Here is a 25,545-nt window from a genome sequence, read left to right as displayed (position 1 = left end):
CCAAAGTTATAAAAGATTTTTTTATTCCGAAGGGCCGTTGCATTCTCCTGTTTTATTTAGCTGCAATTTTCTGATTGCTAGTTGGTTAAGTAGTGATCAACGTGCTAATGTGCAATTGTGATTAAGCCTAACAAAGATGTTTGTTGCTATATTATGTTTCTGAAATTGGATTGCAACATATTTATAATCTGAATATTGTGTTATTATTTATTTTTATTTCTATCGGTTAAACCATATTTTCGTGCCATTCTTCCAACCAAAGGTACCTTGTAATGTTCAAACGTAGTGTCGGACTAGCCATCCTGATCGCGGTGTCGTTGTTCGTGTTTATCACAGCAGCGCAAACAATCAGCTTTGAAAAATTCAATTCTTCGAAAGAGGAAAAAGCACCTGAGCCCGAACCTGAGCCAGTAGCGAAGGTCAAAAACCCAGCTCCGATCATCTTCGGCATCCCCACCGACACACTCGAAATACTGGAAGGTACCGTGGAAAGAGGGGAGAACCTCTCGCAGATCCTGGCCAGTTTCAACATCTCACCCGTCACCATCGACCAACTGGCCCGCAAGTCAAAAAAAATATTCGATGTGCGCCGCATCAACGCCAAGCGTAACTACATTGTCCTGCATGCGCAAGATTCCGCCCAGACGGCCCGCTACTTTATCTATGAACCAAACGAAGTAGAATATGTGATCTACGACCTGAACGGTGAGCTGGACGTTCGCCTGGAGAAGCGGGAAGTGGAAGTGGTGGAGCGTGCCATTGCCGGTTTTATTGAGCATTCCTTGTTTGAGTCCATTCTGGCCGCGGGCGGATCACCGCAGCTGGTCAACCACTTCGCCGACATTTACGCATGGCGCCTTAACCTAAGCCGTCTTCAGCCTGGCGACCACTTCAAACTGATCTATGACGAAAAGCAGGTAAACGGCAACGTGATCGGTTTTGGGAAGATCAAAGCTGCTTATTTTGAGCATGAAGGGAAACCACTTTATGCCATCGCATTTGAGCAGGAAGGCCAGAAAGCCGGCTACTACGACCAGGATGGCAAGAGCCTGAAGAAAGCTTTTCTGAGAGAGCCGCTAGAGTACAGCCGCATCAGTTCTCGCTACACCATGAACCGTTTCCATCCAGTGCAGAAACGCTACAAGCCGCACCTGGGTACCGACTTTGCCGCACCTCGTGGCACGCCGATCCGAACGGTGGGAGATGGTGTGGTGCTGGAAGCTTCCTATACCCGAGGCAATGGCTATTATGTAAAGATCAAGCACAACAAGACCTACACAACCCAGTACCTACACATGTCCAAGTTCGCAAAGGGCATCAAGCGAGGTTCCCGCGTTAGTCAGGGCCAAACCATTGGCTACGTAGGCAGCACCGGACTGGCAACGGGTCCGCACCTGTGCTACCGCTTCTGGAAAAACGGCAAGCAGGTAGACGCCCTGAAAGTGAAGCTGCCATCTGCCCATCCGATCGAAAAGAAGTATAAGGATGCTTTCGAAGAAGTGAAGTCTGAACTGGAAAGCAAGCTAATGGCGATCGAACCGAAGGGTCTACAGCAGGATTTACTGGCTTCGGATCATTCAGGCAAGAAACTGGAGGAAGACAAGGTGTAACGTTTATTATATGTGAAACAAAAAAGGGGCGCTGCAAAGCGCCCCTTTTTTGCTTGTTCCCCTTTTGTCATCTAAAAAGAAATAAGAGATCTGGGATAATTAAAATTTCAGATTTCTCCCTAAGGTCGCAATGGCATCAAATGCTTCAGGTAAATTAAGATTCGGATTTCCTAACCTGTGCATATCTTCATCTGTACTCGGTAAGAGTGTGCTATATTTCCGTATTTGTCATCCTGTAAGGATCTTGGTGGCTTGTTGCAGAAGCTTAGCCACGGGGATTTGGAAATCCCCAACTGAAAGCTTTCGGATTAGGAAATCCGAAAGAGCAACACGACTCTAGCAATGTATTACCATAGCTGTGAGGCCTTAAGTTCGATAACTTATTAAGCAGCGGTTGAATACTGGATTTAATTTAACCTCAGCAGCTACAGTACTCAAAAAAAGGCTCTTTACTTGGTTGATTTTGTGGTAGCGGTAGAATTTTGTCCGCAGTACTGCTTCAGGTATTGCTCCGCTTCTTTTACGCCGAGTTTTTTTGCTTTGATCCAGTCTTCGCAGGCGCCGCTTACGTCGCCGCTGGTAAATCGGGGTGCTCCCCGGTTGTAATAGGCCTCAGCGTAGTCGGGTTGCAGGGTGATGGCGCGACCGTAATCGATGATGGAACTGCGGTAGTCTTTAAGGGCGTAGCGCACCAGGCCACGGTTGTTGTAGGTGCGGGCTTGCAACTGATCAATCGAAACGGCGGTGTTAAAATCAATCAGCGCACCTTTATAGTCCTGCAGGTTGTACTTCGAGAGGCCACGACTTACCCAGGCCTCCACGTGTTTAGGATCCAGCGCCAACGCTTTGTCGAAGTCAGCAATGGCACCGCGGTAGTCAAGTATGCGGTCACGGGCGATACCGCGGTTCGTCATGGTCACGATGTGCTCGGGCTCCTGCTTCAGCACTTCGCTGTACTCCTTTATGGCTTCGGTATACTTGCCCGACTTAAACTTTTGATTACCTGCGTTAAAGTGCTGCAACGCCGTCTTCTGTGGGGCAGGCTGCGTTGCGGCCTTCTGCGAAAAAGCCGGTAGTGCAAAAAGTACGGATATGATCAGTAGTAAAATTGTTTTCATGCAGTAGGGGTTACCTCATGTTATGGGATGCAAAATACAATAGTTCAGCCCAATACGGAACAGGTATGCAATTTTTTGTATCGATTCTTAGTAATGTGGAGGTGTGGACTTTGTATAGTTCTACTTATGAGGCAGCTGGTACTGAAGTAGAAGTGGTTTTGTGAAGTTGGGATTATCGTTTAATTTTGCTCAGCATTTAAAAAAGAGAAACTATGGCATCAAAATACGATTTGGTAGTGCTGGGTAGTGGCCCAGGGGGTTATGTGGCGGCCATCCGCGCGTCGCAACTGGGTTTGAAAGTAGGTGTGATCGAGCGTGAGTCGCTGGGCGGCATCTGCCTGAACTGGGGCTGTATCCCGACCAAAGCATTGCTTAAGAGCGCAAACGTGTTCGAATACATCAACCACGCAGCTGATTACGGCATTACGATCGGGGAGGCCTCTGTAGACTTCAACGCGGTAATCAAGCGTAGCCGCGGTGTGGCCGACGGCATGAGCAAAGGCATTCAGTTCCTGTTCCGCAAAAACAAGATCGATGCCATCATGGGTACTGGTAAAGTGGTAGCCAAGGGCAAGATCGAGGTGACAGATGCGGACGGTAAAAAAGATACCGTAGAGGCTGATCACATCATCCTGGCAACGGGAGCCCGTTCACGCGAGCTGCCTAACCTGCCAATCGACGGCAAGAAGATCATCGGTTACCGCCAGGCCATGGCCCTTGACAAGCAGCCTGAGAGTATGGTGGTGGTAGGTTCCGGCGCTATCGGCGTGGAGTTCGCTTATTTCTACAACGCGATGGGAACGAAGGTAACGATCGTGGAGTACCTGCCGAACATCGTACCGGTGGAGGACGAGGAAGTATCGCGTCAGCTGTCGAAGTCTTTCCGAAAGTCGGGCATCAACATCATGACTGATTCCTCTGTGGAGTCTGTGGACACCAGCGGCGACATCTGCAAAGTGAAAGTGAAGACGGCGAAAGGCGAAGAAACACTGGAGGCGGAGGTAGTGCTTTCGGCGGTAGGTATACAGACCAACCTCGAGAACATCGGTATTGAGGAGCTAGGTATAAAAGTAGACAAAGGCCGCGTGATCGTGGACGAGTACTACAAAACCAACGTGGATGGCATCTATGCCATCGGTGACATCGTTCCAGGCCCTGCGCTGGCGCACGTAGCATCTGCCGAAGGTATTATCTGCGTAGAGGCCATTACAGGTCACGACCCGGAGCCTTTGAACTATGGTAACATCCCGGGCTGTACGTACTGCTATCCTGAGATCGCCTCGGTTGGTCTGACTGAGAAAGCCGCCCGTGAGCAAGGTCTTGACATCAAAGTTGGCAAGTTCCCGTTCTCCGCTTCTGGCAAGGCAAGCGCCGCCGGTGCGAAAGACGGTTTCGTGAAAGTGATCTTCGACGCCAAGTACGGCGAGTTCCTGGGCGCCCACATGATCGGTGCCAACGTAACAGAGATGATCGCTGAGGTAGTAGTTGCCCGCAAACTGGAAACCACTGGCCACGAAATAATCAAGTCGGTACACCCGCACCCAACCATGAGCGAAGCCATCATGGAGGCTGCCGCAGCCGCTTACGACGAAGTAATTCACCTGTAATTTTTCAGGTATAGCTTTAAAAAGCCTGACCAGAGCGTATCTGGTCAGGCTTTTTTTATGTATAAGACATACCACCGCTTTGTCGATTTTTTAGTTTTTTTTAAATTCAGGATTGAACGCGGGAATTATCCATTTTTATTTGATAATGACTATATTGCAAGCTTAAGTAAAGCTGTAATTGCTACATCCCGCTATTTTTTACAAGAATAGGAAACTGGTATCGACAAAGGATAACACGAGGGTATGATAACAAGGCATCTGAACTTAAATACGCCGGATTCTCTTTTATACAATACACTTTCAGTTCACTCTTTGTGCCTTTCTGCCCCACGTGTGAGTTCTGATTTTTCACACAATACCCTGAAACTATGAAGCTGCAAAGCAAAGTCAAGTTTGTCAACAAAGACAAAAGTCTGTTCTTCCCCACCCTCCGGAAACGGGTAGACGCCTATTTCGCTGAGAACAACATCACGAAAACCGCTAACACCGCCATGATCGTGAAGAGTGTGGTGCTGTTGCTTGCCTACTTTTTGCCTTTCGTGGCACTGCTTGCCTTTACACCCGATTTGGGCATCAGTCTGCTGCTCTGGTTTATAATGGGGCTAGGTGTGGCAGGCATCGGCATGAGTGTGATGCACGACGCCAACCATGGTGCTTTCTCCAATAGCAAACGAGTTAACGATTTGATGGGCCATACCCTGAATTTAGTGGGTGGCTCCGCCTTCAACTGGAAGCTGCAGCACAACATCCTGCACCATACTTATACCAACATAGTAGAGATGGACGAGGATATTCAGGACCGCCTGGTACTGCGTTTCAACCCCCATAGCAAAGTGAAGTTCTTTCATAAGTTGCAGTGGATATATGCCTTTGCTTTCTATGGACTGCTTACCCTCTACTGGGTAGTAGCCAAAGATTTTGTGCAGTATGCGCTTTTCAAAAAGAACGGCGTGAACAACAACACGGCGACTGAAAACAGGAACTGGTTCATGAAACTGGTTGCCATGAAAGCGATTTACTTCTTTGTCATGTTCGGGGTGCCGACCCTTTTCTTCGGAATTCCTTTTCTGCACGTGCTGCTGGGCTTCCTGCTGATGCACTTTGTGGCCGGCATTATCCTGACCGTGGTATTCCAGTTGGCGCATACCGTGGAGGGTACGAGCCACCCGAGGCCAGACGAAACCGGGGTGATCGAGAACGACTGGGCGATCCACCAGATGAACACGACGGTTAATTTTTCGCGTCACAACAAAATACTCTCGTGGTATGTGGGCGGCCTGAACTTCCAGATCGAGCACCACCTTTTCCCGCGTGTTTGCCATGTGCACTACCCGGCCATCGCTGGTATTGTAAAAGAAACGGCCGATGAATTTGGCGTACCTTATATGGAAAACGAGACTTTCGGAAAGGCCGTGCGCTCTCACATTGCCACATTGCACCGTTTTGGCAGGCTGCCCAGCCTGAACGAGGCTATCGGCTAAAATCAAATTGCAGCCAAAGCTTATGGTGCGGGAATTCCCCACTATATTTGTACCCGGTTTGCGCACCGGCTCCCGAATCCTAACAGTTGGAACAGGAGCTATACCTGAACTTATAATGGTTTGAATGGTTAACCTCATGTTCGACTGTTTCGTAAAACCTTCTTCAGCTGGCGCAAACCGATTTTAGAATACTAGCAAGCATATTAAATGAAGCTTAAAGGCAAAGTAAAATTCGTAAATAAAGACAAAAGCCTGTTTTTTCCAACGCTCCGCAAACGTGTGGACGCCTATTTTTCAGAGAATAACCTGTCCAAATCCGGCAATGCCAACATACTGATAAAGAGCATTGTGCTTTTGCTAATGTACGTGGTGCCGTTTGCGGTCCTGCTCGCTTTCACACCAGGTATAGGCATCAGCCTGCTGCTTTGGTTTGTGATGGGCCTGGGTGTGTCCGGCGTAGCCATGAGCGTGATGCACGATGCCAACCACGGGGCATTTTCTAAGAGCAAAACGCTTAACTACCTGATGGCGCACTCTGTGAACTTGTTGGGAGCCTCCGCCTTTAACTGGAAACTGCAGCACAACATCCTGCACCATACCTATACGAATGTGGTGGATATGGACGAGGACATCGACGATATGGTCGTGCTGCGTTTTTCCCCGCACACCAAAGTAAAGTTCATCCACAGAATACAGTGGGCTTACGCCTTATTTTTCTACGGTCTGCTTACCCTGTACTGGGTTACCCTGAAAGATTTTGTGCAGTTCTTCAAGTATATCAAGAGCGGGGTGAACGCCAACTCCAGATCAGCAAATGCCATCGCTTTTTCTAAGATAGTTGCTTTCAAAGTGCTCTACTTTTTCTCTATTCTGGTAGCTCCGACGCTTTTCTTCGGTATACCTTTCTGGGAAGTACTGGTAGGCTTTCTGCTGATGCATTTTGTGACGGGTATCATCCTGTCTACAGTGTTTCAGCTGGCGCACACGGTGGAGGGCACGAGCCATCCACTGCCAAGCGAGACCGGGATAATTGAAAATGACTGGGCCATCCACCAACTGAGCACCACCGCCAACTTCGCACGCAAGAGCAAATGGCTGTCGTGGTACGTAGGCGGACTGAACTTCCAGATCGAACACCATTTGTTCCCGCGTATCAGCCATGTGCACTACCCGGCCATTGCGGATATCGTAAAGCAAACCGCTCACGAATTTAATCTTACTTACATCGAGAGCAAGACCTTCATGCAGGCCGTGCGCTCGCATCTGAACACCCTGCACCGGTTTGGACGACTACGCCTACCAAACCTGAACGAGGTAATGGGTTAACATGCCTCGACAGAAAAGAACTTTAGACAAAGGATAGTATCCTTTTAGGATAACAAAACAAGAACGGCAGGAATAGACTCCTGCCGTTTTTTTGTTTGCTCTAGGTGTAGCGCCTTGCGAGGCTTCCCTATACCTTTGCATTAGGGCTTGTCACTCACTTTGGCCTGTCCCTTATACCTGACACTACCATGACATTCAAAGACCTATATCTGATTTCGCCCATTCTGCAGGCGCTGGAAGAAGAGGGCTACACCCAGCCCACACCCATCCAGGTGCAGGCTATACCTGAAGTGCTGCAAGGACGCGATCTGCTGGCGACTGCTCAGACAGGTACGGGCAAAACGGCAGCTTTTGCTATACCTATCCTGCAGCTATTGCACAGGCAGGCTAAACCTGAGTCCCGAACAATCCGGGCACTCGTACTCACGCCCACCCGCGAGCTGGCCAGCCAGGTAAGCGATAGCTTTGCAGCCTACGGTAGGTATACCAACCTGAAGCACCTAGTGGTATATGGTGGCGTGCCGTACAAAGTGCAAACCGAAGCCTTGCAGGAAGGTATAGACATTCTGGTAGCAACCCCAGGCCGTCTGCTCGACCTGCTCGACCAGGGCTTTGTGGATTTGCAGCATGTGCAGTTGCTGGTGCTCGACGAGGCAGACCGCATGCTCGACATGGGCTTCTCGCAGGACATCCGGCGGGTGTTGCAGGCTATACCTGAAAAGCGGCAAACCTTGTTCTTTTCAGCCACCATGGCCCCTGAAGTAAGTAAGCTGGCCAAGAAGATACTGACAGAACCTGTGACGGTAGAAGTCACGCCTGTATCGTCGACGACGGTCACCATTCGGCAGGAGCTTTATTATGTTAAGAAAGCGAACAAAACGCCTTTGCTGCTGCACTTGTTGCAGGAACTAGGTATAGGCCGCACGCTGGTGTTTATGCGCACCAAAGAAGGGGCCGACAAACTGGCTAAAGAACTGACCGTCGCAGGTATACCTGCCGAAGCCATCCACGCCGACCGTGCCCAGCGCGACCGGGAGCGGGTGCTGGAGAGCTTCAAAAACAGCGAAACTCAGGTACTTGTCGCGACGGATGTAGCTGCCCGGGGCATTGATGTGGAATCGCTCTCGCATGTGATCAACTACGAGCTGCCCTTTGAACCGGAAACCTACGTGCATCGCATTGGACGCACCGGCAGGGCAGGGGCAGCAGGCGTTGCCATCACCTTCTGCGGTGCCAGCGAAACCCCGCTACTCATCGCCATCCAAAACCTGACCGGCAAAGCTATACCTGTTATCGATCAGCACCCATACCCGCTCACCGCACAGGATTTTATGGATGCAGCCGCTGGTTCTAAGAACGACAAGCGCAAGGGTTCGGGTAGGGGAGGAAAAAGCAAGCGGGAGAGGCGGTAGCTCCAGGCCTTATAGTGTGCTCGTGTGTACAACTCCTGCGCCTGTGGCAGTTTACCTCATACTATCAAATAAAACAGGCCGCTGGTTTCCCAACGGCCTGTTTTGGCAAGAAGGATAGGTAGGGCCTATCGCTCGTCTTGTGGCTGGTTTTGCTGATATTCCTGGTTGCGCTCGCGCTCCCTCTTTTTCTTCTTATCTTTCTTACGGCCGATGGCGCCACCACCGACTGCACCGGCCGCGCCACCGATCACGGCGCCCGAAGTACCGCCCACGGCAGCACCTGTTGCGGCACCTGCTGTACCGCCTATCACAGCACCTTTCTTTTTACTGCTCCAATTGTCAGAGCCAGCACAACCACCTAGTAGAAATGCCGACATCAATGCAAATGTTAATATCCTTAAGTTTTTCATAGTTCATTGATTTTCAAGTGTGTATTATACGAATTGTGCGTGTGTGTTGTTCTGGATTCGCTCTAAAATAGTGCAATTGCAACCTACAAGTCAGCTCTGCTCCGGAAGGGTGTGGAAAATAATCACTGGCTGAACTTAGAAATTTAAGCCTTTCGGCAGCACAAAAACAGCCTCAGTGCAGTATATTGGCTCAAACAATTTCTATTTCCGACGCTACATGACCGACATTGCCATTTCACCATGCTTACTGGCAGACCTGACCGACCTGCGGGAAATCGCCATAGAGGCTTATAACGACCATTATACTTACCTCTGGCACGACGGCGGAGCCTGGTATCTTAACCGATGCTTCTCGGAGGAAGTGCTACGCGATGACCTGGCCCATCCGAATGCGTCCTACTTCATGATTCAGTACAAAGACGAGCCGGTGGGTTTTATGAAGTACAACAAGAACAAGGCGTTGGAGGGCTATACCGACGAAGAGTGCCTCGAACTGGAACGGCTATACCTGGTCGACCGGGCCTCAGGTATAGGCATCGGTAAATTGGCGGTGGATTTTACGGTGCAGTATGCCCTGGAAAGTGGAAAGCGCGTTGTCTGGCTCAAAGCCATGGACAGCAGCCGCTCTGTGGATTTCTACGAGCAGAACGGTTTTGTGCGCTGGGGAACCGACGAGCTTGATTTTGAGCAGATGAAGGAAATATACCGGGGCATGGTCATCATGAAAAGAGACATCGCCTGATGCGCTGAAACGATTCTCTTTATACCTTTGAGGCTGACAAAACCGCACCCTATGAAGCTCCGTCTTTTATTTGCCTTATACCTCATAACGCTTGTGGCCTGCAACCAAAAAGAAGAAGAGCAGTACGAGCGGCTTGAGCAAGAAGGCGCCGTGGACGATGTGAGCAGCTGGGTGAAAGCAGACCTGCAGTGCGAGGAAATCCAAAATGCCGACGAAGACAATCCCTTGGCGGTCGTATACCTGAGCCAGGTTGAAATGCAGTACGTGCTCGACACAGTCTATACCTGCTCGGTCATCTCCCCGCAGATGTTCACTTCCTTTGGAGTGCCGCGCCATGCGCTGTCGGCCTGTGGCGGCTGGTGGGCCGGGCAAGGCAATTTCTACTATACCCTGCACGAAGGCGACAGCATCTCTGTTATGCACGCCAGACCTGTGCAGCGCGACACCGTCGATTTCCAGTATACCTTGCTGCGTCGTGTGCCGGTTGCGCACAGCACGACCGACCTCCCCGAAGAAGCTTACCTGCCCTAGGCTGCTTTTTTAAGTACGTTTTGCTTGGTTCGGCTTACCAGGTACACGCCTGCAAAAATCAGGAGCGCATAGACTCCCTTTTGCAGCGTAAACTCATCTTTCCCCAATCCAACCGCTACCAAAATGGCCATCACCGGCTGCAGGTAAATGTAAGCACCTACCAATGAGGGGTTGGCATAGCGCAGCGCCCAGGTATTGAGCAGGTAGGCCACGATCGTGACAGCAAAGACCATAAACAGAATGGCCAACCAGATCGACACCGGGAACGCGCTGTAGTCAGGCGTCAGGAGTTGTTGCCAGCCGAACGGAATCACCAGCACGGCACCTACCGTAAAGATGCGACTTACAATGGTGATGGCCTGGTACTTTTGCATGAGCGGTTTTACCAGCACCAGGTAGAGGCCAAAGGAGGTAGCGTTGAGGATGATGAGAAGGTCACCCCACACGTTGCCGGTTGCCTGCCCTCCCTGCGAGGTATAGATGAGCAGAAAAGCACCGACGCAGGCCATGGCTATACCTGACACCTTTCGCTTGCCGATGCGCTCCCGCAGCAGCAGAGCCGAAAACACCAGCACCACCACCGGCACAATCACCATCAGCAGTGCTGCGTTGATGGGAGCAGTCAGATTCAATCCGGCAAAAAAGCAGAGCTGGTTAATGGCCACCCCTGTCACGCCGCAGAGAATCACCCGGATGTTGTCGCCGCGGCCTACGATCTTCTCTTTTACCACCAGGCGGGCAAATATGCCAAAGAAAAGCGCCGCCGACACCACCCGGATCAGGATCAAGCCGAAAGGGCCGACGTACTCGGGCATCACCTCTTTGGCGATACTGTAATTGCTACCATAGATAAGTGCCACCAGAAAAAGCGAAGCGTGCACCTGTACCTGTTTATTCATGCCGCAAAATTACGTGCTTATTCGGTTTGTACCGTATAAGGAGTGGCAATTAAAACCCATACCCTCAAACCATCTTTCTGCATGAACCAAATGCCACTCACGGTCCGCAGGGCCATCGAGATAACGGGGCTCTTTTTTCTGGGCTGGATCATTGTGCTGGGCCGCAACCTGCTGGCCCCGCTGCTGGTCGCTTTCTTTATCAGCATCATGCTACTGCCCATCTATCGCTTCTTTCAAAATCGTAGGTTCCCGGATGCGGTTTCCATTGGCATCAGCCTGTTGGTCATGATCGTGATTTTGGCGGGCATCATCTGGTTTTTCTCTTCCCAGATGCGGGTGCTGATAGAGGACTTCCCGATGATCCAGAAAAACGTGATGAACCACCTGACCGCCCTGAGCGAGTGGGTGGGTAGCAAAACGCCCTTCTCTACTGCGGAGCAAACTAGTTTCATCAAAGAGCAAAGCAACAACCTGCTCACCTATGCAGGTAACCTGCTGGGTGGCGTGGCAGGCGGCGTAACGGGCACATTAGTCTTTGTCGGTCTGCTGCCGATCTACATTTTCCTGCTGCTGTTTTACAAAAATTTGTTGCTCCGTTTCGTGTTTTTGTGGTTCCCGCGCGAGAAGCACGAAAAAGTGGAGGAGACGCTGAGCGAGTTGCAGGTCATCATCAAAAGTTACCTCTTTGGCCTGCTCATTCAAATTACCTACATGACCATCCTGCTGGGCGGTCTGCTTATGATCATTGGCATCAAACATGCTTTGCTCATTGGGGTTATCTTCGCTTTCCTTAACCTCATACCGTACGTAGGGGCCTTGCTGGGCAACATCATCGGGGTGCTGCTCACCTTATCCTCGTCCGAAGAGCTGTGGCCTGTACTGGCCGTGCTGGGCACCATTGCTGCCGTGCAGTTTCTGGATAACAACATTCTGATGCCGCGCATTGTGGGCTCCAAGGTAAAGATAAATGCTCTGGCTACCATTGTGGGCGTGATAGTGGGCGGGGAGATTGCTGGTATAACGGGTATGTTCCTGTCGCTGCCCGTTATTGCCATGCTCAAGGTCGTGTTTGACCGTACCGACCAGTTTAAGCAGTGGGGTGTGCTGTTTGGCGATGAGCGGCCTGACCGCAGCCCCATGTCTATACCTGTGCTGCGCTGGAATACCAAGGCCGTACGCCGTAAATTGGAAGAGGATAACGAGATAGAACCGCCGTTTGAAGGTGAAAAAGGAGAGGAGAAGAAATAGGGATCACGACAATTCGGCCCTTCGGCTTTGGACTCAAATTCGTAACTTTGTCTAGACCGATTTCCGAAGCGAGAAAAAGAGCAGATGAACCACCCGAACGTACCGTTGGCCGAGCGCATGCGGCCGCACAACCTGGACCAGTATTACGGACAAAAGCACCTGGTAGGGCCTACCGGTATTTTGCGTCGTTACATCGAGGGCGGCGTAATACCGAGCATGATCCTGTGGGGACCTCCAGGTGTAGGCAAAACTACCCTGGCTAACATCATCGCCAACCAGATGAAGGTGCCTTTCGTGGCCCTGAGTGCCATCAATGCAGGCGTAAAGGACATTCGCGAAGTCATCGAACAAGCCAAAAAACGACAGGGCACGGTGCTGTTCATCGACGAGATCCACCGCTTCAACAAATCGCAGCAAGATGCGCTGCTGGGTGCTGTGGAGAAAGGCACGGTTACGTTAGTGGGCGCAACGACCGAAAACCCCTCTTTTGAGGTGATCTCGGCTTTGCTTTCCCGCTGCCAGGTATACATCCTCAAGCACCTCACCAAAGACGAGCTGATTGAACTGGTGGACAAAGCACTGGAGCAGGACGAGTGGATGCGCCACCGCAAGGTGCGGATAGAAGAATACGAGGCCCTGCTGACCATCTCAGGCGGTGATGCCCGCAAACTGCTGAACCTGCTCGAAATCGTGGCCGAAGGTATAAAAGCCGACGAAGTGGTCGTGACCAACGAGCTGGTAAAGCAGGTGGCCCAGCAGAACATTGTGATGTACGATAAGTCGGGCGAGATGCATTACGATCTGGTTTCGGCTTTCATCAAGTCCATTCGCGGTTCCGATCCCAATGCGGCCGTCTACTGGCTTGCCCGCATGATCGAGGGCGGCGAAGATCCGAAGTTCATTGCCCGTCGTCTGCTCATCGCCTCTTCCGAGGACATCGGTTTGGCCAATTCCAATGCCCTGCTCATGGCGACTTCCTGTTTTCAGGCGGTGCAGATGATCGGTTACCCGGAGGCGGAAATCATTCTCTCGCAGTGCACGGTATACCTGGCCACATCACCAAAGAGCAACGCCTCTTACAAAGCTATCAAACAGGCAAGGCAGCTGGTACAGCAAACCGGCAACCTCCCCGTGCCGCTGCACATCCGCAACGCCCCGACCAAGCTGATGAAGGAGATCGGCTACGGCAACAACTACAAGTATGCGCACGATTACGAAGGTAATTTCGTGGCCCAGGAGTTCATGCCACAGGAGCTAACCAACACGGCCCTCTACCAACCCGGCAACAACGCCCGCGAACGTGACATGCTCAAACAACTGCAGGCCCAGTGGGGGAAGAAGTATCGATATTAGAGTTTGGGAGTTTAGGAGTCAACAAATGACCAGAACTGTTTTCGTGATTTTATTGGTCCTGCAAATTCTCTGCTTTCTAGTATGGCGGCATTTGGGGTACAGCTACAGCGGAGCTTATCTTTTCCTGTCCATGATCGTGGTGCTTTATTTCCGCAGGAAATACCTGGCTATGAAACCCTATTGGGGCGGTGAGCTTTCAGACATTCCCAAGTACTTTAGCAGAAAGTAGTAGCTAAAGATTAGCTAGGTATAGCGAAGAATGCGGTTCTTTTCTGGGAGTAGATGTTCAGGTTCTGGAAAATGTTCATCAGCTTTTCTGGACTCTGTTCACTGGGAGTAGCTATGCACGAGGCATTCTCGTCTCTTTATTCCTTCAAACCTGAGCTCGGGAATTAGGAAATCCCCGACAGTGGGGGTAGCGGCCCTCGATAAAGCTTCGGGATTGATAAATCCTGAAGCGCCTGATAGATAATTGCATTAGAAAAAGTGACCACCTGTAGGGACAGGTCGCGACCTGTCCGAATCATGCACCGGCAATCGTGCACCCGTATACCTGTCTGAATCGTGCACCAGTATACCTATCCGAGTCCTAGAGTAGCATACCTTTTTAAATCGGGCGCCGAATCCCCTTCTCGGGAGGTGATATTTAATCGTGCACCCAACCATTCAACCATCAACAATTTAACCATTTAACCAAATGACAATCAACCATCAGGTTAGTCTATGAAAAGGCCCGATTGGTCGAGATTGCTGTTTATTGGGGTTTGGTATTGAACTTTAAGCGCTATTTTTGTTTATTGTATGCAGGGACCAGTATTTACTGATACCTTTAAAACAGAACCTTAACCCTAAGCAAAACCTATGTTGAATTTTCTCAGATATGTGCTGGCAACCATCCTTGGCCTGTTCATATTTTTCTTTCTGGGCATCCTGATCATGGTCGGAATTATCGCGGCATCAGCCTCTAAAGGCGATGTAACGGTAGCCGAAAACTCGGTACTGGAGCTCAAACTTGACAAATCCATCGTGGAGCGCGAGCAGGAGAATCCTTTCGGGGACCTTTCCCTCGGCTTCTTCTCGATGAACAGCAGCGATGGCCTCGATCAGATCAAAGCCTCTATTCGCCGCGCCAAAACAGACGACAATGTAAAAGGCATCTTCCTGAACATGCGCTTCGTGAATGCAGGCATGGGCAAGCTGGAGGAGATTCGCGACGAACTGATCGACTTTAAGGAGTCCGGTAAGTTCATCGTGTCTTATGGCGACATGACGAACGAAAAAGCGTATTACCTGTCTTCCGTAGCTGACAAAATTTACCTGAACCCAATGGGTACGCTGGAATTCAATGGCATTAGCTCTGAGGTGTTCTTCTTCAAAGGCACGTTTGAGAAACTCGATATCGAGCCGACCATCTTCAAGGTAGGAGAGTTCAAAAGTGCGGTAGAGCCTTTCTTCCTTGACAAAATGAGCGAGGCCAACCGCGAGCAGATGACCTCTTTCCTGAACTCGATCAACGACTACCAACTGCGCAAAATCGCAGAGGCCCGTGGCAAGACGTATGAAGAGCTGAAAAAGGTATCGGACGAGGTGTTGGTGCGTGAAGCCGAAGATGCCAAAAAGCACGGTCTGGCAACCGACGTTGGTTACTTTGACGAAGCCATTGATTACATGAAAGAGCAGGTAGGTGTTGAAAGCGACAAAAAGCTGCAACTGATTAGCCTGGATAAGTATAAAAAAGTAAAGGACGCTGAAAAGAGTGGTTCCGCTAAAAACCGCATTGCTGTGATTTATGCCGAAGGCGACATTGTGGACGGCGAAGGCGACGACGATCAGATCGGCAGTACGCGCTATGCAGAAGCGATTCGCAATGCCCGTATGGATAAGAATGTGAAGGCTGTGGTGTTGCGCATCAACTCACCAGGTGGTAGCGCACTGGCATCGGACGTGATGTGGCGCGAGATTCAGGAAACCCGCAAGGTGAAGCCTGTAATCGCCTCTATGTCTGATATGGCCGCCTCTGGCGGTTACTACATGGCCATGGGTTGCGATACGATTGTGGCCCATCCTAACACCATCACAGGAAGCATCGGCGTGTTTGGTATCGTTCCGAACTTCGAAGGTTTCTTCAAAAACAAGCTGGGCATCACCGTGGACCGCGTGAGCACCGGCAATCACTCTGATCTGCCAACTGTTACCCGTGCCATGACGCCGTTTGAAAAAGACATTGTGCAGCGCGAGATCAACAAGATTTACGAAGTGTTCACACGGAAAGCAGCTGACGGCCGTGGCATGTCGCAGGACGAGCTGAAGAAATTCGCCTCTGGTCGTGTGTGGTCAGGTATAGAAGCTAAAGAGCGTAACCTGGTAGATGTGCATGGTGGCCTGGAAAAAGCCATTGAGATCGCTGCTGCCCGTGTAGGTATAGAGGACGATTACCGCATCAAAGAGCTGCCACGCCGCAAGTCTTTCTTCGAAGAGATGTTCGGTGAGGCTGGTTCGCAGGTGAGAGAGCGTGCTGTGAAGGCAGAGCTTGGTCAGTTATACCCGGTGTACAACATGTACAAGAAAGTGGAGAACATGCAGGGCATCCAGACCCGCATGCCGTACGAGTTGATCATACAGTAACAAAGCTGGCAGGTATAGTCTGCTGCTAAGGCAATATTCGAAAGCCCGCTGGTGCAAACCAGCGGGCTTTTTGTTTCAGGTCCGGGCCATTTTTTGCAAATTGCAGTGCAGCGCGAAATGAGAACCGAATGAGAACACATGATTTAAATCATTTCTTCTCTCAGAATAAATGCCCTATTTCGCACACCTAAAAACAGCATAAAAAACGATGAACGATATGATGCAGCAACTACGAGAGTCCGCTTCTTTTATACAGGACCAGACAGGCAATTTTCAACCTGAGTTCGGAATTATACTGGGCACGGGTCTGGGCGCTTTGATCAAGGAAATTGAGATAGCGTACAGCCTCAACTACGCCGATATTCCACACTTCCCCGTTTCGACGGTAGAGAGCCACACAGGCCGACTGGCTTTTGGTACGCTGGCCGGGCGTCGCGTGATTGTGATGCAGGGCCGCTTCCATTACTACGAAGGCTATACCATGAACCAGGTGGTGCACCCGGTGCGCGTTATGAAATTGCTGGGCGTTCAGAAGCTCTTCATTTCCAATGCCTGCGGCGGCCTTAACCCTGCTTTCAATACCTCCGACCTGATGGTGATCACCGACCACATCAACCTGCAGCCATCCAACCCCTTGATCGGTCCGAACTTGGACGAACTGGGACCTCGCTTCCCGGATATGAGCGAAGTGTATGACGAACAGATGGTGCGCCAGGCGATGGTCATCGCTGAGGATGCCGGCTTTACGTTGCAGGAGGGTGTTTACGCCAGTGTGCCCGGTCCCATGCTGGAGACCCTGGCCGAGTATACCTACATTGCCCGCATTGGGGCCGATGTGGTAGGTATGTCGACCGTACCGGAAGCTATCGCCGCCCGCCACATGGGCATGAAGATCTTCGGCATCTCTGTCATCACCGACATGGGTACGCCAGACCGTATCAAGAAGGTGAATCTGGCTGATATTTTGGACGCCGCCGCCATAGCCGAACCACGCATGACCCTGCTTATAAAAGAACTGGTTCGTCAGCAGTAGTTTTTTGCGCTAGAGCGAATTGCCATAAAGCAAGCAGGGGCAGCCAATCTGGCTGCCCCTGCTTGCTTTAAAAATATTTTAGATTGTTGGCTAGAGCGAACAGTGGTGCATCAGAGATGCGATGAAGCACAATTGTCAAGATCAGACTAAATCATAGCTGTTCAGGAAGCGAGGGTGCTACCACTTGAAATGCTTACTTCTCAATCACCACCGTTTTGCGGTTGTAGGAAAGGTTCGTGAAGATGCCGATACCCCCTTTCACTGAAGACACAATGCGCGAGGGTTGGGCAAAGGGATTGCCGTTAGCGCTGCGGGCATCGGAAATGGAGCTCAGGAAGTCATAGTACTGCTGCTCAATGTGGAACAGCGAAACGACCAGTGTGTCGCCCTGCTCATAGTCGTAGCCCGACCCATAGGATACACGCTGGCCATTCGTCAGCCGGTCGCTGGATACAAAGTCACGCTGAGAGGAGTTGGAGAGGCTGTCGCGGTGCACCATGTACCGGTAGAAGTTCTCGGCATCCGGATCGTCCTGGTATGAGGTGAGCAGATAGGCTTTGTTTTTTTCATTGAACTTCCATTCCACTGCCTCGATCGGAACCTGGTTCATGATCGTAGTGGTGCCTGTCACGTGCCGGCCTTTTTTGTCTTTTACTTCCAGCGTCACCACATCGCCTGGCTTCAGGTTAAGTTTCTCGTTTTTGCGGTGCGTGTAATACTTGCCGGTTTCCTTATTTTGAATAGGACTGAAAGGAAGTTTGATCGTTTTGCCATTGTGCGTTATAAACACTTCCGCATCAGGCACTAGTGGTAGCTCCGGATCGTTAAAATAGCTTACGCTCTCCAGTACCACGGCCCTGAGGGATTTGTCAGGTTCCAGGTAGCATTCTACGACCAACTGCGATTTATAAGGCGGTAGTTTCACTTCCACTTCCTGCTCCAGGTCGCAGGACGTCAGCAGAAAAAGCAGGGGCAACAGCAAGGTATAGATCGTAAAGCTCGTCTTCATCAGAACTTGAAATTATAGGTAACAGAAGGTATAACCGGGAAGAGGGACACCTGCTTGGCCCGGAAGCCGAGCGTTTCGTTGTCGTCTTCGTCCTTCACCTGTTCAAAATACACAAAGTACGGATTGCGGCGGTTGTAGGCATTGTAGGCGTTGAAGGTCAGGTCGGCCTCGCCGCGTTTTGGCTTAAGCTTGAGCACCAGGCCCAGGTCCAGGCGGTGGAAAGCAGCCAGCCGGAAGCTGTTTCGGTCGCTGTACACGGGTACCACCGTGGCGCCCTTGCCATGCACATCCTGAAAAGCAAAGCGGGCCACCGGCAGTGAGTAGGCGTTGCCGGTGCCATACACAAAAGCACCGGTCAGGTTGATGCGCTTGCTCAACTCGTGCAGCACCACCAAACTTACGTCGTGGCGGCGGTCGTAGCGGGTCGGGAAGCGGCGGCCGTCGTTGATGTCGTCGAACTGGCGGTAGCTCCACGATAAGGTATAGCCCAACCAGCCCGTCGTGCGTCCTTTTATCTTTTCGAGGTATACCTCCTTGCCGTAGCTCTCGCCTTTGCCGAACAGAAACTCTTCTTCCAGGTTGTCATTCACAAACAGATTAGCCCCGTCGCGGAAGTCAATCTGGCGGTGCATCCACTTGTAATACAGCTCGTTCGTGATCAGGTAGCGCCCCCCACCGAGGAGATGGCTAATACCTGCGGCCACCTGCTGCGAGCGCTGCGGCTTCACATAGTCGTTGGAAGGATACCAGATGTCGGTTGGCAGTGAGGCACCGGAATTGGCGACCAGGTGGATGTACTGCATCATGCTCGCATAGCTGGCTTTCAGGGAGGTTCTCTCGCTCAGGCTATACCTGGCGGAGGCCCGCGGCTCGAGAGCGCTATACGTTTTGCCACCGCTGTTAAAGGCCGATAGCCGCACACCGTAGTTAAGCGAAAGCTGGCTGCTCACCTGGAAGTCGTCGGCTACATAAGCCGCAGCCTCCATGGCTTTGTAATCATTGCCTGCCCCGAAGCTGATCCGGTCGTCGTCTGAGTCAAAGTTGAGGCGGCCGATGGTGAAATCGTGCCTGGTGGCCATGGCACCGAATTGCAAGGTATGGCCCTTGTCCAAGATCAGACTGAAGTCGGTTTTCAGGGCCAGGTCGCGGATGTCGGAACTCAGATTGAAGCTGAAGACATCGATTTTGTTGCTGACATTGTATTTGTAGCTGCTGCCCGAAAGTGTTGTGTTCACCTGAAAGCGGGGGTTGAACTTGTGCTGCCAGCGCAGGGCGCCTACCTTGTTGCCCCAGTCGAACCTGAACTGGAAGTCAGCGTCGTTGAAACCAAAGAAATCGCGCCCAAAGTATCCGCTCAGAAACAGTTCGTCCTTCTCACCCAGCTTGTAATTTGCCTTGCCATTGAGGTCGTAAAAGTAGTAGTCAGGTATACGGTTGAAGTCTTCCTTGCCCTCCTGTATGCGGTTTATCTGGCGGGTGAATACATCAAAGTAAGTGCGTCGGCCGGAGAGAACAAACGAGGACTTGTCTTTTACGATAGGGCCGTCCACGGTGAGTCGCGAGGCAATCAGGCCGATGCCACCGGTTACGCCAATGCGCTCCTTGTTGCCTTCACGCATCTTCACATCCACCACAGATGAGAGTCTGCCGCCAAACTGCGCCGGAAAGCCCCCTTTGTAAAGCTCCACACTTTCCACGGCATCCGGGTTGAACACCGAGAAGAAGCCAAACAGGTGAGAGGCGTTGTAGACCACGGCATCGTCGAGCAGCACCAAATTCTGGTCCGGTCCGCCGCCGCGCACATACAGACCCGATGCGCCCTCACCGCCCGACTGCACCCCCGGCTTGAGCTGAAGCGTTTTGATCAGGTCTACCTCGCCGAAAAGGGCCGGCAGGAGTTTTGCCTCCCGCGTGGTCAGCGTCTCGACGCTCATCTGGCTGGCATTGAGCTTCTGCTGCAGGGAATTGGCCTCAATCACGACTTCACGCAACTGGCTGTTGGCGGGTAGCAAGGCGAAGTTGATGGTCAGGTTCTGATCCGTGACCTCAATGGTGCGGGTGGCACTTTCGTAACCAATGTAAGTGGCTTGTAAGGTATGGCTGCCCTCGGGCAACTGTAGGGTGTAGAAACCGCGCGCATCCGTTACAGCACCAGTACTCAGCTCCGGAACCGATACGGTAGCCCCAATGAGTGCGTCTTCGCCACCGGTGCCCCGCACATAGCCACTGATGGTGTAGGTGCTCTGAGCAAACACATCGGAGGCAACGAGACTGAATAGGCAGAGAAAGTATACAGCAAAAGCTGGTAAGCGCATCTAACTAAATTTAAAAACTGGGGGCTTTGAAAATCAGGTACAAAGGTACACAAATAACCCGATCTGCCCCGGTAAAACGATCATTGTCAGATCATTTAAGGCGATTTTGCTTTAATGTAACAGCGGGAAAGTTAAAATGTTCCTCTAAGGTATGAGATTCTTAGGGCAGGGTCTCGTTCAGCCAGGAGGCACGCAGTTGAAGCTGCCTTTCGGTCGGGGAGGCTACCGGCTCGAGTAAGTGCAGCACCTCCCGCTTAACGGCAGTGACTTTACCAGTCAGGTTTTTGGGTTTTACAACCCCTTTAGCGTCCTTGCGCCCCACTGTGATCTCAATTTTGCTGCCCGGTTTGGCCTGCTGCAGCTCTTCGCCTATGATGTCGCGGATGTTCATCGGGGTGACTTCTTTGCCGTTGAAGGCCAGTAGCTGGTCGCCTTCCTTAAAGCCCATCTGCTTTCCGAACTCGTCCATGTCATCTGCCTCAGCCACGGTAATCTTATCGGCTTCGCGGTCGTAGCCTGGCACAAAGCCCCCGTAGGAGTTCACCAACTGCACGGACACCGGCTCATACTGCACACCCACTTTTTTGAACAGCTCATTTAGGGGTAGTCGCTCACTGCCCTCCACGTAGCGGGCAAAGAAGGTCCGCACCTCGGGGTAGGTGAGTTCGGTTATTTTGTCGAAGAGCTCGTCGTCTTTAAAGGGTTTGCCTTTGCCATAGGTTTTGGCTAAGTCCTGCATCAGGTCCACCAGCCCGTATTTGCCATCCGACAGATCGCGCAACTGTATGTCCAGCGCCATCCCGATCAGGGCACCTTTCTGGTACACGTTGCCATACTCTTTTTCATGCTCGTCCAGCACCTTGGCACTCATCTCTGTGAAAGGCAGGGTGTCGTTAAAGGCCATCGAGCTAAAAATATACTCCCGGATCTTCATCATGAACTCGTCCACAGAGATCAGGTTCTCGTGTACCTGCACATGCGAGGCAAAATATTCCGTGACGCCCTCATACAGCCACAGGTGCTTCGACATGCGGGGGTTGATGAAGTCAAAATCGTGAATCTCTTCGGACTGGATGGAAAGCGGCGTTACGATATGGAAGAACTCGTGGGCCGCTACGTCGCGCATGGTACTGTTAAAGCGCTCTTCGGGCATTTCAGGCAGATAGTAAACCGAGGAGTTGGAATGCTCGAGCGCTCCATAAGAACCTGACTTGCCCGGTCGCTGCGGCACGTAGATCAGGAACGCGTACTTGTCGACTGGCAGGGTGCCACCGAGGTAGCTGCGCTGGGCTTCGAGTATGTCGCGGATGTTATCGGCAATAGGCTTGGAGGTGACACGACCGGTAGGGGAGTAGACCGATACTAACACTTCGGTTTCGCCCAGATTGAGCACGGTCGTGTCAGGTTTGTTGTACATCAGCGGCGAGTCGGCCAGTTCCACGTAATTGGGCACGTTGTAGGTATCGGTCGTGGCGGTGCTCGAAGTGGCCTGCAGCGCCGTGGAGCCATAAAAGCCCTCAGGTTTGGTAACGGTTAACTCGTAAGGCACCTGCTTGAGGCCGTCGAAATAACCCACGAAACCGAACGCGTTGAGCAGGAAATTCTGGCCTTCTTCGATGTTGGTGCCGCCAGGTTCAAACACCACGTCCTGCCGTCGGGCTGCATCAAACGTGTCGTCCACCCAATACGTGATTTTGTCCAGGTTCTGGGCCTGGGAGATGCGCCAGCGATTGGTGTCAATGCGTTCTACAGGCAACGGCTTGCCCTGCTTGTCCAGTGCCTGAAACTCCGATACAAACTTGCCGAAGTCGGATACAGAGTAAGTGCCCGGCACGATCTTGGGCATGTTGTAAATAACCTCGCCCTGCTTGATGGCAGGTGGGCGCAGGCTAACCGGCACTTTGTCTCCTTTAACCTGCGTCAGGTCGATGGTAACAGCGTAGTGAGTTTCTGAACTCGACTGTGTGGCAACGGAAGAACAACCGAAATGCAGGCTGAGTAGCAGGAACAGGATCGTTTTGGCTAATTTCATGTATGTGCGGACGTGAGTTAACAACTAGTTAACGGTCACGGGCTGCTTTTGGATTTGTACTTGCTTTTTCTCGAGCAAAGAATCGACCGAGAGGGGGCCGGCACCGTTGAACAGGAAAAAGAAACCTGCGAAAATAAGCTCAGCAGCCGGATAGTATTGCGGAAATGACTGCCCGATGTGCACGATCACAATGGCTGCCGTGAAATTGATGATGAGCAGCAGACCGGCTATCCGGACACCCCAACCCAGCAGGAGCATCAGGCCGATCAGAAACTGGGTATAGACCGAGAGGTGGGCGGCCACCAGCGGGTAGGGCACTCCATGCGCCTGCAGAAAATCCCGGAACTCGAGCATACGCTCCCAACTGAACACATTGTCCTGCACGCCATAGATCAAAAAAATGCCCATGGCAAAACGCAGGAACACCACACCATATGCCCGGTGGCGCTTAAAGAATGTAAACGGCCCCCTGCTCATAAGCTGCATCGGCGCAAGGCAAGTCCTGTGATCTGTTTGTGTCTGAACTCAGGTATAAGCGCTGCTCTTCAGATTTTTCAACGGTGGCGCAGTCTTCTGATTTCTCTGATTCCTGCTGGGTTTGCTCAGTTATCTGCACACCGGTGAGTATCTGCACCAGGTCTGACAAAGTGGGACGAAAGTCGGCGAAGCTGAGGGCACCCGAAACAAGCGAAGCGAAGAAAACGGCGATGGCACTTTTCATTTTTTTCTTTGTGAAGCTATTTCAGTTCTATAGATGCCTTCCGGGGCGAAAGGGTTGCTTCGGCGCCCAGATATTTTTTCAAAAGCGAACAGCGGGGCTGCTATACCTGACCGGCTTCCGGAAGAAGTGCCTGCCATACCATGTACCCAAAGAGCCCGTATCTCTGTGTTTTGTCTAGCCACACCAGGCTATACCTGATCAACTGGTGTGCTGCTGAATGATCTGATTGAGCTGGTGACCAGGAACGGCTCCGGCCTGTTTCCAGACGACCTGCCCGTTTTTGAAAAGCATGAAAGTAGGCACGCCCTGTACGCGGTACTGCTGAGCGGCCGCCTGGTTTTTGTCCACGTTTATTTTGATGACCTTCAGCTTTCCTGAAAATTCTTTGGCCAACTGCTCTACCACGGGGTTCATCATTTTGCAAGGGCCGCACCAGTCAGCGTAAAAGTCTACAAGCACCGGCATGCCAGGGCTTTTTATCAGTTCAGCGAATGATTTCTTTGCCATAGTTCTCTTGTTTAACCTGTTTTTACGAAACGCAAAACTAAAGGATAAACTGCTTAAGCTGGTAAAAGGCTGCCCCCTAGAAATCTCTCAGGGCACAGCAGGTTGTTTCCCGCCACACAGGTTAGTGCTTAGCTACAACCGGCATTGGTGTCATACCTTTATCTACCAATTGGGAACTATAGACGGCATGGGAAGATTAATGTAAGTACAAGATTCTCCCGAGCAACATGACGAACCTAAAATATAAGCTGAGGCACTGGATCAGCACCCTGGCGATTGCCGCCCTTATCTTACCAGCCACCTTACCACTCGGTTCCTGCAGCAAAAGCGATGCGGCTATACCTGAAGATGTGGCGGAGCGCGAGCTGCTCGTATCGTCCGAGAAAGTGGGCACCCTGTCCGCTGCCACGCTCAAACAATTGGCCGTAGCTTATGCCGGCAGCTTCCAAAGCCAGATTAAGTACGATGTGGCGATTTACAAAGTGAGTTACCGCACCACTTTCCAGGGCCGTGAAACCGAGGCTTCCGGCTTAGTCGCGCTGCCGATGAATTTGACTGCGGCGGCTCCGGTGCTGAGCGTGCAGCATGGCACCATCTTCAAGCACGACGAAGCGCCCTCTGCCATGAGCGGCGGCCTGACGGGCTTTGAGGTGTTTGCCTCCGGAGGCTATATCACCCTTATACCTGACTACCTGGGTTTCGGAGCTTCTAAAAATCTGTTGCACCCTTATTACCATCAGCAGTCGTCAGGTATAGCCGTGGTAGATATGATCAAGGCAGCCAAGTCGCTGTATGCACAGGAAGGTATAGCCGACAATGGCCAATTGTTTCTGGCGGGCTACTCCGAAGGCGGCTACGTAACACTGGCTGCACAGAAGGAAATAGAAACGAACCCGGAACATGGCCTGAAAATCACCGCCTCCGGTGCAGGGGCCGGTGGCTACGACCTGACCAGCATGCTGGCTGATGTGGCGGCGGGTAAGCCCTATACCTACCCAGCCTACCTGGCGTATGTGCTGATGAGCTACAACAAAACCTACGAGTGGAATCGCCCGCTCACCGATTTTTACCAGGAGCCATATGCTACCCGACTGGCTACCATGTTTAACGGGCAATACAGCGGCAGCGCCATCAACCAGCAGCTAACCACCCAAACTGAACAGTTATTTGCAGCATCGTTTCTGGAAGAGCTCCGTGGCAGTGGCGAGCAGGCGCTCAAAAAAGCCCTGCAGGACAATAGCTTCAACAACTGGGTGCCGCAAAGCCCGACGCGCCTCTACCATGGCACTGCCGATGTGATTGTACCCTATGACAACTCTAGGCAAACCTATGAGCGCATGAAAGCAGCGGGTGCGCCAAGTCTGGAGCTTATACCTGTTAAGAATGGCACGCACAGCAGTAGCTTGATTCCGATGCTCACGGATTTGATTCCCTGGATGCAGTCGTTTGAGACGAATCCGTAAAGGTGGTTTCATTATAGTTTTTTTCGTCTGACCGACGGGGTATTGTTTATGGCGCGAGCGTCCACGCTCGTGTATACTATGGTGGAGCTTCTAGCCTAGTCTA

The 25,545-nt window shown here is 51.6% G+C and carries 21 protein-coding genes; 12 read left to right on the top strand and 9 right to left on the bottom strand.

The window, feature by feature from the left end; all coding sequences use genetic code 11:
* Positions 1–272: 272 nt before the first annotated feature.
* Positions 273–1,610, top strand: coding sequence for a M23 family metallopeptidase (locus C8E01_RS03600; RefSeq protein WP_116541996.1), 1,338 nt, complete (start codon positions 273–275; stop codon positions 1,608–1,610).
* A gap of 449 nt (positions 1,611–2,059) precedes the next feature.
* On the opposite strand, the gene C8E01_RS03595 is transcribed toward C8E01_RS03600, so the two are convergent.
* The gene (locus C8E01_RS03595; RefSeq protein ID WP_116541995.1) at positions 2,060–2,728 is read right to left on the bottom strand and encodes a tetratricopeptide repeat protein; all 669 of its coding nucleotides are present in this window, start codon (positions 2,726–2,728) and stop codon (positions 2,060–2,062) included.
* 212 nt (positions 2,729–2,940) lie between these two features.
* Between C8E01_RS03595 and lpdA the strand changes: the two genes are divergently transcribed.
* From lpdA to C8E01_RS03575, 4 genes are all read left to right on the top strand, one after another.
* The gene (lpdA, locus tag C8E01_RS03590; RefSeq protein ID WP_116541994.1) at positions 2,941–4,335 is read left to right on the top strand and encodes a dihydrolipoyl dehydrogenase; all 1,395 of its coding nucleotides are present in this window, start codon (positions 2,941–2,943) and stop codon (positions 4,333–4,335) included.
* A 368-nt stretch (positions 4,336–4,703) separates the two neighbouring features.
* Entirely contained in the window at positions 4,704–5,816 is a 1,113-nt protein-coding gene (locus C8E01_RS03585) for a fatty acid desaturase family protein (protein WP_116541993.1), read from the top strand.
* Between the two features lie 207 nt (positions 5,817–6,023).
* The gene (locus C8E01_RS03580) at positions 6,024–7,142 is read left to right on the top strand and encodes a fatty acid desaturase family protein (RefSeq protein ID WP_116541992.1); all 1,119 of its coding nucleotides are present in this window, start codon (positions 6,024–6,026) and stop codon (positions 7,140–7,142) included.
* A gap of 188 nt (positions 7,143–7,330) precedes the next feature.
* Entirely contained in the window at positions 7,331–8,554 is a 1,224-nt protein-coding gene (locus C8E01_RS03575; RefSeq protein ID WP_116541991.1) for a DEAD/DEAH box helicase, read from the top strand.
* A gap of 125 nt (positions 8,555–8,679) precedes the next feature.
* Here C8E01_RS03575 and C8E01_RS03570 read toward each other — a convergent pair whose 3' ends face one another.
* Positions 8,680–8,931 (bottom strand): glycine zipper domain-containing protein, encoded by a 252-nt coding sequence (locus C8E01_RS03570; protein WP_165820555.1) that lies wholly within the window; start codon positions 8,929–8,931, stop codon positions 8,680–8,682.
* A gap of 208 nt (positions 8,932–9,139) precedes the next feature.
* Here C8E01_RS03570 and C8E01_RS03565 point away from each other — a divergent pair, with 208 nt between their 5' ends.
* Together C8E01_RS03565 and C8E01_RS03560 are read left to right on the top strand one after the other, a co-directional pair.
* The gene (locus tag C8E01_RS03565) at positions 9,140–9,706 is read left to right on the top strand and encodes a GNAT family N-acetyltransferase (RefSeq protein ID WP_243409409.1); all 567 of its coding nucleotides are present in this window, start codon (positions 9,140–9,142) and stop codon (positions 9,704–9,706) included.
* Between the two features lie 51 nt (positions 9,707–9,757).
* Positions 9,758–10,237, top strand: coding sequence for a hypothetical protein (locus C8E01_RS03560; protein ID WP_116541989.1), 480 nt, complete (start codon positions 9,758–9,760; stop codon positions 10,235–10,237).
* Here the strand turns inward: C8E01_RS03560 and C8E01_RS03555 are convergent.
* Positions 10,234–11,136 (bottom strand): DMT family transporter, encoded by a 903-nt coding sequence (locus C8E01_RS03555; RefSeq protein ID WP_116541988.1) that lies wholly within the window; start codon positions 11,134–11,136, stop codon positions 10,234–10,236. The genes C8E01_RS03560 and C8E01_RS03555 overlap by 4 nt on opposite strands.
* An 81-nt stretch (positions 11,137–11,217) precedes the next feature.
* Between C8E01_RS03555 and C8E01_RS03550 the strand changes: the two genes are divergently transcribed.
* The 4 genes from C8E01_RS03550 (at position 11,218) to C8E01_RS03535 (ending at position 17,395) form a co-directional block, all read left to right on the top strand.
* Positions 11,218–12,384 carry an AI-2E family transporter gene (locus C8E01_RS03550; protein ID WP_165820554.1) on the top strand — a complete coding sequence of 389 codons (1,167 nt, stop codon included), beginning with the start codon at positions 11,218–11,220 and terminating at the stop codon, positions 12,382–12,384.
* A gap of 84 nt (positions 12,385–12,468) precedes the next feature.
* Entirely contained in the window at positions 12,469–13,737 is a 1,269-nt protein-coding gene (locus C8E01_RS03545) for a replication-associated recombination protein A (RefSeq protein WP_116541987.1), read from the top strand.
* A gap of 861 nt (positions 13,738–14,598) precedes the next feature.
* A complete protein-coding gene (gene sppA / locus C8E01_RS03540) occupies positions 14,599–16,362 on the top strand; it encodes a signal peptide peptidase SppA (protein ID WP_116541986.1) in 1,764 nt (587 codons plus the stop codon).
* A gap of 217 nt (positions 16,363–16,579) precedes the next feature.
* Positions 16,580–17,395: a purine-nucleoside phosphorylase gene (locus C8E01_RS03535; RefSeq protein WP_207774869.1), complete on the top strand. Its 816-nt coding sequence runs from the start codon at positions 16,580–16,582 to the stop codon at positions 17,393–17,395.
* A gap of 193 nt (positions 17,396–17,588) precedes the next feature.
* Here the strand turns inward: C8E01_RS03535 and C8E01_RS03530 are convergent, their stop codons facing one another.
* The 6 genes from C8E01_RS03530 to trxA all read right to left on the bottom strand — a co-directional run bounded on the left by C8E01_RS03530 (position 17,589) and on the right by trxA (position 23,979).
* Complete coding sequence (locus C8E01_RS03530) at positions 17,589–18,404, bottom strand: DUF4249 domain-containing protein (RefSeq protein WP_116541984.1); 816 nt, start codon at positions 18,402–18,404, stop codon at positions 17,589–17,591.
* Positions 18,404–20,719, bottom strand: coding sequence for a TonB-dependent receptor (locus C8E01_RS03525; RefSeq protein WP_116541983.1), 2,316 nt, complete (start codon positions 20,717–20,719; stop codon positions 18,404–18,406). The genes C8E01_RS03530 and C8E01_RS03525 overlap by 1 nt, the downstream gene beginning before the upstream one ends.
* A gap of 160 nt (positions 20,720–20,879) precedes the next feature.
* On the bottom strand, positions 20,880–22,751 hold the full coding sequence (locus C8E01_RS03520) for a M61 family metallopeptidase (RefSeq protein ID WP_116541982.1): 1,872 nt from the start codon (positions 22,749–22,751) through the stop codon (positions 20,880–20,882).
* Positions 22,752–22,775: 24 nt separating this feature from the next.
* The gene (locus tag C8E01_RS03515; RefSeq protein WP_116541981.1) at positions 22,776–23,228 is read right to left on the bottom strand and encodes a DoxX family protein; all 453 of its coding nucleotides are present in this window, start codon (positions 23,226–23,228) and stop codon (positions 22,776–22,778) included.
* Positions 23,200–23,472: a hypothetical protein gene (locus tag C8E01_RS03510; protein ID WP_116541980.1), complete on the bottom strand. Its 273-nt coding sequence runs from the start codon at positions 23,470–23,472 to the stop codon at positions 23,200–23,202. The genes C8E01_RS03515 and C8E01_RS03510 overlap by 29 nt, the downstream gene beginning before the upstream one ends.
* A gap of 198 nt (positions 23,473–23,670) precedes the next feature.
* Complete coding sequence (gene trxA / locus C8E01_RS03505) at positions 23,671–23,979, bottom strand: thioredoxin (RefSeq protein WP_116541979.1); 309 nt, start codon at positions 23,977–23,979, stop codon at positions 23,671–23,673.
* A gap of 227 nt (positions 23,980–24,206) precedes the next feature.
* On the opposite strand from trxA, the gene C8E01_RS03500 reads away from it, so the two are divergent.
* Positions 24,207–25,442, top strand: a complete 1,236-nt coding sequence (locus tag C8E01_RS03500) for a lipase family protein (RefSeq protein ID WP_116541978.1) — start codon at positions 24,207–24,209, stop codon at positions 25,440–25,442.
* Positions 25,443–25,545 lie beyond the last annotated feature (103 nt).

The sequence above is a fragment of the Pontibacter virosus genome, assembly GCF_003096355.1.
In the GTDB taxonomy this organism is placed as follows: domain Bacteria; phylum Bacteroidota; class Bacteroidia; order Cytophagales; family Hymenobacteraceae; genus Pontibacter; species Pontibacter virosus.
The sequence above is the reverse complement of the archived record's forward strand: the minus strand, read 5'-3'. Positions and strand labels throughout refer to the sequence as shown.